Source organism: Mycolicibacterium sp. Y3, from assembly GCF_051188035.1.
Taxonomy (GTDB): domain Bacteria; phylum Actinomycetota; class Actinomycetes; order Mycobacteriales; family Mycobacteriaceae; genus Mycobacterium; species Mycobacterium fluoranthenivorans.
In genome coordinates this window covers 511,627-524,618 of record NZ_JAVQLT010000001.1, presented here as the reverse complement: position 1 = coordinate 524,618, position 12,992 = coordinate 511,627, and the positions used below count along the sequence as shown (strand labels likewise).

At 63.6% G+C, this 12,992-nt stretch carries 14 protein-coding genes and 1 pseudogene; 6 read left to right on the top strand and 9 right to left on the bottom strand.

Translation table 11 applies throughout. The features are described from left to right. Positions 1-87 precede the first annotated feature (87 nt). Positions 88-996 (bottom strand): helix-turn-helix transcriptional regulator, encoded by a 909-nt coding sequence (locus QN239_RS02525; RefSeq protein WP_499008043.1) that lies wholly within the window; start codon positions 994-996, stop codon positions 88-90. Between the two features lie 151 nt (positions 997-1,147). On the opposite strand from QN239_RS02525, the pseudogene QN239_RS02520 reads away from it, so the two are divergent. From QN239_RS02520 to QN239_RS02510, 3 genes and pseudogenes are all read left to right on the top strand, one after another. Beyond that, positions 1,148-2,182, top strand: a pseudogene (locus tag QN239_RS02520) (zinc-binding dehydrogenase). An 18-nt stretch (positions 2,183-2,200) separates the two neighbouring features. After that, complete coding sequence (locus QN239_RS02515; RefSeq protein WP_499008042.1) at positions 2,201-2,467, top strand: DUF2255 family protein; 267 nt, start codon at positions 2,201-2,203, stop codon at positions 2,465-2,467. 778 nt (positions 2,468-3,245) lie between these two features. Continuing rightward, complete coding sequence (locus QN239_RS02510; protein ID WP_499008041.1) at positions 3,246-4,088, top strand: DUF4344 domain-containing metallopeptidase; 843 nt, start codon at positions 3,246-3,248, stop codon at positions 4,086-4,088. 184 nt (positions 4,089-4,272) lie between these two features. On the opposite strand, the gene QN239_RS02505 is transcribed toward QN239_RS02510, so the two are convergent. Continuing rightward, complete coding sequence (locus tag QN239_RS02505; RefSeq protein ID WP_499008040.1) at positions 4,273-4,707, bottom strand: MarR family winged helix-turn-helix transcriptional regulator; 435 nt, start codon at positions 4,705-4,707, stop codon at positions 4,273-4,275. 140 nt (positions 4,708-4,847) lie between these two features. On the opposite strand from QN239_RS02505, the gene QN239_RS02500 reads away from it, so the two are divergent. The 3 genes from QN239_RS02500 to QN239_RS02490 all read left to right on the top strand — a co-directional run bounded on the left by QN239_RS02500 (position 4,848) and on the right by QN239_RS02490 (position 7,460). Continuing rightward, complete coding sequence (locus QN239_RS02500; protein ID WP_499008039.1) at positions 4,848-5,342, top strand: TspO/MBR family protein; 495 nt, start codon at positions 4,848-4,850, stop codon at positions 5,340-5,342. Between the two features lie 570 nt (positions 5,343-5,912). After that, positions 5,913-6,452: a hypothetical protein gene (locus QN239_RS02495; protein WP_499008038.1), complete on the top strand. Its 540-nt coding sequence runs from the start codon at positions 5,913-5,915 to the stop codon at positions 6,450-6,452. A 6-nt stretch (positions 6,453-6,458) separates the two neighbouring features. Next, positions 6,459-7,460, top strand: coding sequence for a DUF695 domain-containing protein (locus tag QN239_RS02490; protein WP_499008037.1), 1,002 nt, complete (start codon positions 6,459-6,461; stop codon positions 7,458-7,460). Positions 7,461-7,555: 95 nt separating this feature from the next. On the opposite strand, the gene QN239_RS02485 is transcribed toward QN239_RS02490, so the two are convergent. From QN239_RS02485 to rpsF, 7 genes are all read right to left on the bottom strand, one after another. After that, complete coding sequence (locus QN239_RS02485) at positions 7,556-7,972, bottom strand: hypothetical protein (protein ID WP_499008036.1); 417 nt, start codon at positions 7,970-7,972, stop codon at positions 7,556-7,558. Further along, positions 7,969-9,024 (bottom strand): TniQ family protein, encoded by a 1,056-nt coding sequence (locus QN239_RS02480; RefSeq protein ID WP_499008035.1) that lies wholly within the window; start codon positions 9,022-9,024, stop codon positions 7,969-7,971. Before QN239_RS02480 ends, QN239_RS02485 begins: the two co-directional genes overlap by 4 nt. A gap of 292 nt (positions 9,025-9,316) precedes the next feature. Continuing rightward, entirely contained in the window at positions 9,317-10,696 is a 1,380-nt protein-coding gene (dnaB, locus tag QN239_RS02475) for a replicative DNA helicase (RefSeq protein ID WP_090359462.1), read from the bottom strand. A gap of 503 nt (positions 10,697-11,199) precedes the next feature. Further along, entirely contained in the window at positions 11,200-11,652 is a 453-nt protein-coding gene (gene rplI / locus QN239_RS02470; protein WP_499008034.1) for a 50S ribosomal protein L9, read from the bottom strand. A gap of 15 nt (positions 11,653-11,667) precedes the next feature. After that, the gene (gene rpsR / locus QN239_RS02465; RefSeq protein ID WP_090359466.1) at positions 11,668-11,934 is read right to left on the bottom strand and encodes a 30S ribosomal protein S18; all 267 of its coding nucleotides are present in this window, start codon (positions 11,932-11,934) and stop codon (positions 11,668-11,670) included. A gap of 36 nt (positions 11,935-11,970) precedes the next feature. Beyond that, a complete protein-coding gene (locus QN239_RS02460; protein WP_499008033.1) occupies positions 11,971-12,468 on the bottom strand; it encodes a single-stranded DNA-binding protein in 498 nt (165 codons plus the stop codon). A 79-nt stretch (positions 12,469-12,547) separates the two neighbouring features. Beyond that, a complete protein-coding gene (gene rpsF, locus QN239_RS02455) occupies positions 12,548-12,838 on the bottom strand; it encodes a 30S ribosomal protein S6 (protein ID WP_018603055.1) in 291 nt (96 codons plus the stop codon). Between the last annotated feature and the right edge of the window lie 154 nt (positions 12,839-12,992).

The window sequence follows — 12,992 nt, the reverse complement described above, 5'->3', positions numbered from 1 at the left end:
CGCAGCCCGCGACAAGAACAGGGGGACTGACCGCGACCGAACCGCCTTTGACCCTTGACTCGGGCCCCGTGTGGTGGTGGTCAATGATTACCGGTGGTGATGCTGACGGCCATTTGCCGCCGTCCGTTCAGTCCGCAAGTCACTCTGGCTGGCCGCCCATGACGCGAGCAGTTTCAGGGCGTCAGCCGACGGTGTGCCCGCTGCGGCGGTGTAGATGTTGAGCTGCAGTGCGGGTTCGGCGGGCAGTTCCATGGCTTCGAAGTCGAGGTCGAGTCGGCCGACGATGGGGTGGTGCAGTCGTTTTCGGCCGGAGCGGTGGAAACGCACATCCTGGGATGCCCAGCGTTGCCGGAAAAGTTCACTGCGGGTGGATAGTTCACCGATCAGCGTGACGAGGACGTCGTCATGCGGGTTGTGTCCAGCTTCGAGGCGAAGCATCGCAGCGGCGTCGCGGGTGATCTGGTCGTAGTCGACGAAGAACTCCCGCGCGGCATCGGGGTTGAGGTAGACGAAGCGCGCGGTGTTGGCGGGCCGGCGCGGTTCGGCGAGCACGGGCGAGTGAAGAGCGCGGGCGAGTTGGTTCATCGCGAGGATGTCGTGGCGGCCGTTGCGGATCCAGGCCGGGGCGTCGGTGATCGCGTCGAGCACTTGGTGCAGGACCGGCCGTACCGTTGTGATCGGCTTGGTTCGGCGCCGTGCGCCCTGCGGCGCCGATTCGCGGGCCAGGGCGAAGAGGTGATCACGCTCAGCCTCATCGAGTTGGAGGGCTGAGGCCAGCGAGTCCAGGACGCTCTCGGAGGCGCCGGCCAGGGTGCCGCGTTCCATCCGGACGTAGTAGTCGACCGAGACCCCGGCCAGCAGCGCGACCTCCTCACGGCGCAGGCCTTTGACGCGGCGATTGCCGCCGTAGGCCGGCAGCCCGGCTTGCTCCGGGGTGATGCGGGCGCGCCGGGATGTCAGGAATTCGCGGATCTCGGCACGCAGGTCGATGCCCATGCCTTCCACCGTAAGCGGCGGCAATCGGTGGTGGGGGGTACTACCGATACCCCGATCGGCGGTCACTCCCGCGGCCCCCGCACCCGGCCTAGCGTCGAGGCCATGAAGGTTCGCCACCACGGTGAACTCTCGACCGAGGAGGACATCAGCGATGCGAGCCACTGTCATGTACCAGGCCGGCGACGTACGTGTGGAGACCGTGCCTGACCCGGTCCTGAAGGAACCGACGGACGCCATCGTGCGGGTAACCCATTCCTGCATCTGCGGCAGTGACCTGTGGCCCTACGGATCCATGGAGTTCACTGAGCACGGCCGGCGGATGGGCCACGAGTTCATCGGTGTCATCGAGGACGTCGGCTCCGACGTGGTAGGTCTCAAGCGTGGGGACCTGGTGATCGCCCCGTTCGTATGGGCGGACAACACCTGCGACTTCTGCCGGGAAGGCCTGCAGATCTCCTGCCGCCACGGCGGCGGCTGGGGTTCCCCCGGGGTGGATGCCGGCCAGGGCGAAGCGGTCCGCGTCCCGCAGGCTCAGGGCACCCTGGTGACGTTGCCGGTCGCCGCAGACTCCGCGCTGATGCCCTCGCTTCTGACCCTCTCGGATGTGTTCTGCACCGGCCACCACGGCGCGCTCACCGCCAAAGTCGCGCCCGGCCGCTCGGTCACCATCATCGCAGACGGGGCGGTCGGCTTGTGCGCGGTCCTCGCCGCCAAACGTCTTGGTGCCGAGCGCATCATTCTCATGGGCCGCCACCGCTCCCGCACGGATCTGGGCCGTGACTTCGGCGCCACCGACATCGTCGCCGAACGAGGCGAGGAAGCGGTGGCGACGGTCCGCGAACTCACCGGCGACGATGGCACCCACGCGGTCATCGAATGCGTCGGCACCTAAGAGTCGCTGGCGACCGCGATCGGCGCGGTCCGTGACGGTGGTGTGGTCAGCCGCCTGGGTGTCTCGCAGTACACCCAGGTTCCGATGGGATTCGACACCATGATGCGCAACCTCACCCTGACCGGCGGCGCCGCACCGGCCCGGGCCTACATCGAAGAGTTGATGCCCGACATCCTCGACGGCACCGTCGAACCCGGCCGGGTCTTCGACCGCACCATCGGCCTCGACGGCGTGCCCGACGGGTACCGAGCCATGGCCGACCGTGACGCACTCAAAGTGCTGATCAAGCCCTGACCGCAGGAGGTGCACGACGTGACTCATTGGACAGCAGACGAACTCGCCCGCCTCGACGGCGCTGACGAGATGCACATCGCGGGACGGCGAGCCGACGGATCCCACGCCAGGGCGGTGATCGTGTGGATGGTCCGCCTCGGCGACGAGGTCTACACCCGCTCGGTCAACGGCGCCGACGCCGCCTGGTTCCGCGCCACCCGTGCCCTCCGCGAAGGACACATCAACGCCGAAACCGTCGCTAACTGGGGCCAAAATCCGCGCAGAACCCGGAGCCAAGCCACTTGACGAAACTCAGGCATGCCTTCCCAACCAGCGCGCCAACGCCGGTCCTGATCGGATACCTGATTCCGTGAAGATCATCCTCGGGAAGGCGCGCCCACTTTCACGCCGCCTCGCCGAGACTCATCCACAGGTATTGATCATTGCTCTCATTCAGCGGGAACAAGCCACTGGCATCAAACCCGGAGCGGTTCAGATCTCAGTCGAACCTGCTCTAGCTGCGTCTACCCGGTAAGGACGTAACCGAACGATCGTTCAGGCGAGGGAGGCAGCCCGTTCGAGCCAGTCCGGATCTGAACGTAACTTCACCACATATTCTTCAGGCGCTTGCGGATTGGCAACACAACCAAAGTCGGTTCACGCACCGAACGTCACCACCGATCCACAGGTATTGACGATATCTCGCCAGACTCCCGCTGGCTCGTTAGACGGAGATAGTCGATCTGTGTTGTCGGGTAATCGATTCCCGTCTGACATTCTGACTGGGCCACGACGGGTTTACGACAGTGTGCATCTGACAGTGGTAGCTTGCCGGCTCCTGCACTCGCACGCTGAGGCACGATCGGCAAGAATGGTTGCCGATGATCGTGACCGTCGAAGAGGTAGCCAGGACAGTGGTTGAGTGATCGGGCGGAGCAACAGGCCTGACTTGTCTAACTGTCCTCGCCGCCTCGCGAGTGGGTCCACTGCGTCAATGGCGGTTTCGTTATGAGGGGGTCTCATTTTGAGTAGGTCGGATTATGCTTCCCGGCAGGCGGATTCGCCGCCGTGGTTGTCTATTCTCATGGATCCATTTCGCCGTGGCCAGTGCCGGGATCGAAATCGGCCATCTGCCTCTACCGTCGGCGGCATTCTTATCGCCCTGGCATTGACCTCTACGGGGTGCTCATCCACCTCCGTCACAACGGCAACTGAGAGCACGCCTGCCAACAGGGGACAGTTTATCGCGCACTACGAAGAGGCGTCCTCGGACGCAACCCGAGAAGAGGAGAAGCAGTTACGGGATAGCCACGTCCTCGAGGACTTCGTCGAGACAGTGAACTCGTATGTGGCGATTCCACGCAACGTGGTTGTCGTGGCCCGAAACTGCGGCGAGGAGAATGCGTATTACAGCTACGATGCCCACGAGATCGAATTGTGTTACGAGCTATCCGCATCCGAGCGCGCGCTCTTGCTCGACAGCGGAGACGATCCCGAACACGTCAGTGATCGCGTGCGTGAAAGCACCATCGGTACCTTGTATCACGAGGTGGGGCATGCGCTGATTGCCGAGCTGGGGCTGAAGGTGACCGGCCGCGAGGAGGACGTCGCCGACCAACTGACCGCCTACATGCTCACCGCTGACGAGGACGCAGCCGCGTATCTGCTGACGGTAGCGAATGTCTACGCCTTGTCTGCAGCTAAAGTGAATGCCTTGGAAGACCTTCCGTTTTATGACACTCACTCATTTGACGGTCAACGTGCAGTGACGTTCCTCTGCTACGCCTACGGCGCGTTTCCCAAGAGATTCGGATATCTGGTCGAGGACGGCACGCTCCCTGAGGATCGGGCCGTCGGATGTGAGGCCGAGTACAAGCAGCTCGACGATGCTTGGGCAGCGCTGCTGGCTCCATATTTGAAAGGCTGACACGTGACCTAAGCTGCCCCATCGCCGGCTATGCACCCCGAGCTTGGCCGCGCAGATCGACCCATGGCTGTATGCCGTCATGATGGCTGCTCATCAGGTGAGGCGCAGCATCTGCTCGGCGCACTGATGGTGCAGCACCGAAGGTGACCCGGGCGCAGGTTGCACACCTCTGGATGAATGAACGTCAGGCTGGTGGTTCGGTGCCTGATTGTGTGCGTACCAGTTCGATGAGTATCCGGCGGAGCTCACGTGTGTCGTCTCCGATCGCCGCGATCAAGACGGGGTCATTGCGCTCCCTTTCGACCAAACTCTTGTACACCTGGTGACCCGACGATGTGCTGGTCACCGATTTGCGGCGTTCATCGCCTGGATCGACGTGGCGGCTGACGTATCCCAGGCGTTCGAGTCGTTCGATGGTGCGGCTGGCGGTCTGATCTGTCACTCGGCACGCTTGGGCGATCTCGCGCTGGGTCGCAGGCCCGGATGCCACCACGTGAAGCACCACCAGACCTGCACTGGTCAAGTGGTAATCGCGCAGCACGTGTTCCCAGGACTGTTCGATAAGCCGGGCTGCCATCGAGAGCAGCCGTCCCGTGGGCCAACTTTCCAAGGTGTCCATCACGGATTTGACCTCTCGACTTCAGCTCGTGTGTCACACAACTTGCAATTAATCAGCATGCTGAACATTATGGTGGGGTATCACTGTCGGATTGTGTCAGCATCTGACCCGCACCTAGTCAGCCCGAGAGATGGATATCTATGACCTTCGAGAGGTCCACCAAGCGTGAGTCCCAACACCTTCCTGCACTTGTTACGTCGCTTGTAACCGTAGCCTTGGTCGCCGCCCTCGGAGGGCTCGCATCTGCCGGCGCCGCAAGCGAATACGGAAAGCTGACACAACCCGATTGGGCGCCACCACCCGGTGTTTTCGGGCCGGTATGGGCGCTCTTGTACGTGCTGATGGCCGTCGCCGCCTGGCTCATATGGCGAGCCGACCCCCGATTCGGCAACCCGGCAATCATCGTATATGCAGGGCAGCTGCTGCTGAATCTGATCTGGTCACCGTTGTTCTTCGGTCTCGGCTGGCGCGGTGCAGCGCTCGTCGACATCCTGCTGCTCGACCTTGCCGTGGCTGCCACCATCACGTTGTTCTGGAAGGTCAACCGCATCGCTGCCGCGATGCTCCTTCCGTACTTCGCGTGGGCTCTCTTCGCGACAGCCCTAAACTTCTCGGTGTGGTCGCTGAACAGCTGAGCAGTTCGGACACGCGCCCAGAGCCAAGGGCCAACATGCGCACGCGATGCACGACACGGGACCATCTGTATCCGTGATGCGCGCACAGGCGAGATCTCTATTCGGTCAAGCCTGACAGTGATGACGGCGACATCTCAGATTGTTTTCGCTTCTCGGCGATACTTTCGGCGCTGAACGCCGTCCCGGGTCACCACAATGATGATGCCGCGAGCGAAGCCCCCGAGTAGCCGGCCGAAAAGCGACCCGCGTCGATCACCGGGCGCGGCAAAGGCCACTACACGTTGCACTGGTGCGCAATGTACTTGGACGGCGGTCTGCATATCCCATCGCGCACTTACACGCCAGAGCCGTCAGCGGTCCAGCCATCCACGGTGAGCCTGCAGAGTGGTGTGCCGCAGATCACCGTTCGGTTTCTGCCGGCTGCAACGACTACTCCATGACGTGTGTCGCCGTGTGCTCCAGCATTCGGCTCGCGAGGCGGAGGAACGAAGAAGTGGCGTGTATTCAGAAGCAACCATTGCCTGCACGAAAAGTGCGCGGCCCTAGGGTCCGCCGTGGTGGATCGCTGTGATGGCCATGGCGAATCGATCGTTGTGCGATACCGAGATCACACCAGACGGGTACGTCGTCGTCATCGGCGACGCCAGTGCCCATACAACGCCCGGCATCTACGTCCATCAGGACATACCGTCCGAGGTGGACCGACCTGCGCACGCACTCTGGATCCGCACAATGAGCGACCACGAATGCGTCACTGCGGGGCGCCGCGTGCGAGTTCAGGTGAGCGCCGGTTCAGTCACCGACGGGCTAGGTACCCCGGCTTTTGACGGAGAGCTGACGATCAGCAGTGGTGTCCTCGCTGTCGGCGACGTGATGAATCCCGACCGGCACGTGTTGGTCGGGTCGCCAGGAGCTCTTCGCGTGCGCGTCTTTGTCACCGAAACCGTTGACACCATTCGATTCGACGGGTCTGATGCCGAGTACCCGGTGTCGGGTCCCAGCGATATCACGGTGCTCGTCCCCGATGAGCCGTCGTTCAGCCACGCCGTACGGCTTGCACCGACGCCGCCATGGTGGTCGCCGCAACGATCCTGGTCACGAGAGGCCTAAATGCGCATGGGAGAGAACGCAATCGACAGCTTTTGGGGTTGGTGGCGTGCGAACGGTGCGGCGGCGGTCAATGCCGCGATTGAGGCCGGCACTCCTGAGGCGGCGGTGCCTCTGCTCAGTCCGCGCGTTGCATCTATCGACGAGCGTTTGTCGTGGGAGCTTGGTCCCGGCCAGCGATCGGCTCATCAACTGATTGTCACCGCAGCCGACCCTGCTGAGCGCGCAGTGGCGCGCCGCTGGCTCAACGCTGCCCCGCCGGCCGATACGGTGTGGTCCTACAGCGATTACCGTCAACGCCGCACGCTAGGGATGTTCACCATCACGGTCGGCTCGTCGCGGATTCACTACTGCGATGTGATCGTCGGGGTGCAGCGTATGCATGCCCATCTCGACGTGCAGGTCTACCATCCGTCATTCGCCGACGCGCCGCAACGCCAACGGCTTGAGGTCGCGTTTATCGTGCTCGATCACGCACTCGGTGAACTCGACGTGGAGAAGTGGATCGGTGGGGTCGATGTGGTCACGCACCGTCCGGTCGACGGCTACCCGCTGGCCGAGCTGGTCGGCGTGGTCGACGCATTGGCCGCGGAGAACACCCTCCACGATGGCTCACCGGCATGGGCGGCAATGCAATGGGACGGCGAGGACGGGCCGGTCGTGGCCAACGCCCAAGTACCTCTGTGCGCCGCGGCGGCACCGAACCTGGACACCCACTGCGCACTGCAGGTCCCCTACAGCGTCGTTGATGAGACGGGATTCCCGACCGACCACACCTGGGATGCCCTAGCCGATCTGCATGAGGTGCTCGATTCAACGCTGGGCTCATCCGGTCGCGTTGTGGCCAGGGAGACGATCGCCGGCACGACCACGATGCACGTCTACCTCGATTCATCGGCCGTGGACGCCGATGTGCTGACCGCGATCGCGTCGACCTGGACACAGGCCCCGGCAAGCGCGACTTGCGAGCATGATCCGGGCTGGGTTGCCGTGGCGCACCTGCGTGCCTGAACGCGGCATACGACACGTGCCGTTTCGATGCGCGCACCCGCAAAAGTCAGCGCTCGTGGACGGCGCTGCACCTTATGGACTCCCAGGCCGGTCCGCTAGGCGGGGTGCCGTGGTCCCAGTTGTCGGCAGGGCTGGTTGGCGTGCTGGCTGGTGTGCCAGGTGAACTTGTGCTGCTGCGGCGTCGGGATGCCGCGACCGCAGTAGCACCGATCACCAGGGCTGTCGCCGGGCCCACGGGGTTGCTCGGATTGCTCGGCGTAGTCGCGGGTGTGGCAGCCGCCGTTTAGGTGCTCTGCGCCGCCGGCGGTGTCGAGGTCTGCGCCGGCGGCGTAGCAGGAGCGGTGTCCCGTGGCGGCGGTGTCACTGCCTGTTGCGGGGTGCTCTGCGGAGAGTTCTGTTGTCCCTGGCCGGGATTGGCGTTGATCACTGCTGGCCGGTCTGGTGATGCTCGTCATCGGGTCGGCCACGATCACCGCCCTGCCTGACTGGGTCACCCAATGGGGCACGGTCACGGGGCCCAAGCCAATGTTTCACGACCAACAATGGTTTGACGCATACTCGCCAATAAGCGATTCGACCACTGCGGCCACATCATCGTCGGTAACGCAGCAGCAATATCACGTGTTCGATTCACAGAGCGGCCCGGCGGTCGTGGCATAGCAGTCACTGCGCGGTAACGGAGTTCGAGCTCGGGACCGATCCACGGCGTGCTGGCCTTTATCGCGATTGCGGCCGGGATCATGCCGTCGCGTGGGCACGAACGAAGCTCCGCGGCACCTGTATCGGCATTCTGCCCTTGCAGATATGGCCGGGCCCGACCGCCCGCATCATGAATGGTCGCCGCATCGAGAATTCTCAGAGCCGCCGTTACGCCAACTGCTGTATCGACTGCCCGCCAGGGCACTCTGTTATTGACCGCATTCCGGACGCGCAATGGTCTCGACGTGCGGTCAAGGCCGTCGGCCCATCGTGGTACCTCCACGGCGGTAACGGAGGCGAGCCCTTCGACAGCGGCGAATGCCAACACGCGATTGGCCAAGCTGCGAATCGACGTCAGCACCTCCACTGGCGAAGTCGGCACCGCTTCGAAGACGCCGAAAGACGTGTCGCCACGACAAATGACATCGTGTACGCGCTCCTGAGCTCCTACGATGGAGTGGGAAACCGAGAGCGCTCCCATCGGGGAGACCCGCAAATCGAATCCGCACCGACAAGACGTTGGTAGCGGAGAGTCTCTAAAAATTTGGTCTCTGCGTTGGTGCTTTCCACACTTCGGACATTCGTCGGACAACAGTGAACGATGCCGGACACAAGCGAACGTCCAACCCAACCGCCACACCAACTGCCATCGACCACCTGACTCCGAGAGACAGTTCGGACAGAACCGTGAAAAGCCCACGGCGCCATAGGGAAAGTCCTCGTTCATTCGATGTGTAGTGGGGTCAAGCTTAAGCGCGAGACCATCATAAACACTGAGCGTCATCGACTTCACCGTCGCCGCTGAAACGCCGGAAGCGACTGCTATCCCATCGACCTGGGCTGGTGCAAGCCAGGTGATCCACAATGGGTGCCAATCCGCCGGAAGTCCAAAGGCACGGACAATCAGCCCGACCCTTGACGTCCATCGCGCGAGCCGTCGCGGCAAGCCAAGAATCGATCGCTTCGCCCGCCACCGGCTCGACCCGAACCGGCAAACGTTCGGCTACCACGGGCGCCCGCGCCCCGCCGGCGTTGCCGCTACCAGGGAAAACGATGTCCGCTCGGCCACCAGCGTCCCAATGATTAGAGGACCTAGCAGCCTTGTCAGACAATCAGGGTGCTTTGTCAATCTTCATTGCTTCTCGACAGCAGCGCTTCTACCGCGCCATATTCGTGAACCGCGACAGATGAAGCTGGTGCGCCACAGTGATATTCGCCGTCGGCCCGTTGCGGTGCTTGCCCAGGATCAGATCCGCCTCGCCACCGCGCGGGTCGTCCCGGTCGATGGCGTCCGGGCGGTGCAGCAGGATGATCATGTCCGCGTCCTGCTCCAGCGATCCCGACTCACGAAGGTCCGACACCTGCGGGCGCTTGTCGGTGCGCTGCTCCGGGCCACGGTTGAGCTGGCTGATCGCCACCACGGGGACGTGGAGTTCCTTGGCCATCAGCTTGAGGCTTCGGGAGAAGTCCGAGACTTCCTGCTGGCGTGATTCGTATTTCTTGCCCGAGCTCATCAGCTGCATGTAGTCCACGACGATCAGTCGCAGATCGGCTTTCTTCTTGAGCCGTCGCGCTTTCGCCCGGATCTCCATCATGGTGAGGTTCGGCGAATCGTCGATGTAGAGCGGCGCCTCACTGATCTCACTCATCCGGCGCGCAAGCCGGGTCCAGTCGTCGTCGTTCATCCGACCCGAGCGCATGTCACCGAGCTTGATGTTCGCCTCTGCCGACAGCATGCGCATGACAATCTCGGACTTGCTCATTTCGAGCGAGAAGATGACGCTGGCCATCCGGTGCTTGATGGAGCAGGACCGCATGAAATCGAGTCCAAGCGTGGACTTCCCGACACCCGGACGCGCCGCCACGATGATCATCTGGCCACCGTGCAGACCATTGGTGACCTCATCGAGATCGATGAATCCGGTGGGCACGCCATGGGCCATACCCCCCGCCGAGGCGATGGCGTCGATCTCATCCATCGTGGGCTGCAGCAGGTCCTCCAGCGGCACGAAGTCCTCTGACTGGTTGCGCTTGTCGGTGACGTCGTAGATCTCGGCCTGGGCGCGGTCGACGATGTCGTGCACATCGGCGCCGTCGGCTCCGGCGTAGCCGTACTGCACGACGCGGGTGCCGGCTTCCACCAGCCTGCGCAGCAGCGCCTTCTCGGCCACGATGCCGGCGTAGAAGCCGGCGTTGGCCGCGGTGGGCACGGTGGAGATGAGGGTGTGCAGATACGGGGCGCCACCGATGCGGCGCAGCTGCCCGCGCCGGTCCAGCTCCGCGGCGACGGTCACGGCGTCCGCGGGCTCACCGCGGTCGTAGAGATCGAGGATGACTGTCGCGACGTCTTGGTGCGCGGGCCGATAGAAGTCACCGGGCTGCATGCGCTCCAGCACGTCGGCGATGGCGTCCTTGCTCAGCAACATGCCGCCGAGGACCGCTTGCTCGGCGGCCATGTCCTGCGGGGGCTGACGGCCGAAATCCTCCCTGGGCGGCTCGTCCATACCGTGATGACCGAGGTCGTTCACGACTGCCACTAAGCGTCCCTCCCCCTTCGTTATGTGACCGAACATACGTTCGGCGATAGTCGTCATGACAGTACGACGCGCTCCCGACAAGTCCAGCCAAAGCCAGTCGGGGTTCGGCGCCACTGCCTGGCGACGGGCCAACATTAGACGTTGCTGTGGCCGGTGCAACCGAGCCTGTGGATGAAGGTGTGGATGGCGTGTGGACAGCCTTGGACAACCGTGTTGAGCGGGTGGGGAGAACTTGTGGATTAACTCATCGGTAGCCGAACAACCTGCAGGTCAACGCTACCGCCGAAGTGTCTAAACTTGTGGATGCAAAGTCACCCGGCGTGTCGGCCGTGGTTGCCGGGTCGGGCGTGTTGCATTGCGCCGAAGAACCGAAGAGGTTAACAGACAGTTTCGGTTGCTGGGGCCATAACTGAAGTTGCGTTCGCTGGAGACACAGCAACGCCCGGGCGGAAGCTCTGAGCTTTCCACCCGGGCGTTGCAGAGGTACGTGAGGAGTACCGAGCCTACTCGGCGACGACGTTGAGCGGGACCGACACGGTCACGCCCGCGTGCAGCCGCACTCCGACCGGGTGCGTCCCGACCGACTTGATGTGCGCCTTGGGCAGCTCGACGGTGCGCTTGTCCAGGTTCGGGCCGCCGGCCTTCTTGATGGCCGTGACCACGGAGGCCTGGGTCACCGAACCGAACAGCTTGCCGCCCTCGCCGGCGCGGACCGCCAGAGCGACCGGGCCGAGGGCCTCGATGGCCTGCTTGAGCTCGTTGGCGTGCTCGACGCCGCGGATCTCCTTGGTTTCGCGGGCACGGCGGATCTCGTCGGCCTGACGCTCGGCGCCACGGGAGGCCACGATGGCCAGCCCGCGCGGGAGCAGGTAGTTACGGCCGTAGCCGTCCTTGACCTCGACGGCGTCGCCGGCGACACCCAGGTGGTCAACCTCTGCGGTGAGAATCAGCTTCATGTTGTGGTTTCTCCCTTACCGCGTCGACGAACCGAACGGCAGCAGAGCCACCTCACGGGCGTTCTTCACCGCGACGGCAACGTCGCGTTGATGCTGGACGCAGTTGCCGGTCACCCGGCGGGCACGGATCTTGCCGCGCTCGCTGATGTAGGTGCGCAGCAGCGCGGTGTCCTTGTAGTTGATGTCCTGCCCCTTGCCCTTCTTGGAGCAGAACACGCACTTGCGGGTCTTGACCGGCTTTTCGGGTGCCGGCCGCCGCTTGGTACTACCGGATTTGGCCATGGGTCTATCTCTTTCTCAAATGTTCGTCTGTGTATGTCAGAAGGGCGGTTCTTCGTCAGCGCCGCTGTAGGAGCCCGCCGCGGGAGCACTGCCCCACGGATCGTCCTTCGGCTCCGCACTGCGCGGCTGACTCGATCCGCCGCCGAATCCACCACCGCCACCGCCACCGCGGCTGGCCTTGTTGACCTTGGCCGTCGCATACCGCAGCGAGGGGCCGATCTCATCGACCTCGAGCTCGACGACGGTGCGCTTCTCACCCTCACGGGTTTCGAAGGACCGCTGCTTGAGCCGGCCGGAGACGATGACCCGCGACCCCCGGGTGAGGCTTTCGGCCACGTTCTCGGCCGCCTCCCGCCAGATGTTGCAGCGGAGGAACAGCGCTTCGCCGTCCTTCCACTCATTCGTCTGACGGTCGAACGTCCGGGGAGTGGACGCCACCGTGAAGTTGGCGACGGCCGCTCCGGACGGCGTGAACCGCAGTTCCGGGTCGGCGGTCAGGTTTCCGATAACGGTGATGACAGTGTCACCAGCCACGAGGTCCTCCTGGGCAGTGGGCAGCCTATGTTGGGCGCGAGCCTACGCAACGCACCCGACATGGGCGGCGTGTATCGGCCTAGTGCTTGTCGGTCCGCATCACCTTGGTCCGCAGCACGGACTCGTTCAGGTTGAGCTGGCGGTCCAGCTCGGACACCGTGGCCGGCTCGGCCTTGACGTCGACGACGGCGTAGATGCCCTCGGCGTGCTTGGCGATCTCGTAGGCCAGCCGGCGACGGCCCCAGATGTCGACCTTGTCGACGGAACCGCCATCCTTGCGGATGACGTTCAGGAACGTCTCCAGCGACGGAGCTACGGTGCGCTCGTCGAGAGTGGGGTCAAGAATGACCATGATTTCGTATGGACGCATGAGAAACCCATCACCTCCTATGGTCGTTGCGGCCACGGCGTGTCCGTGGCAGGAGGGTCGCCTGCGTCGGCAACCTGACCAGGCTACAGGCCAGGCCGCTGATCTGCGAAATCGCGCGATACCCAGCCCTCGTTCCCGACGTTTTGGTGGCTAT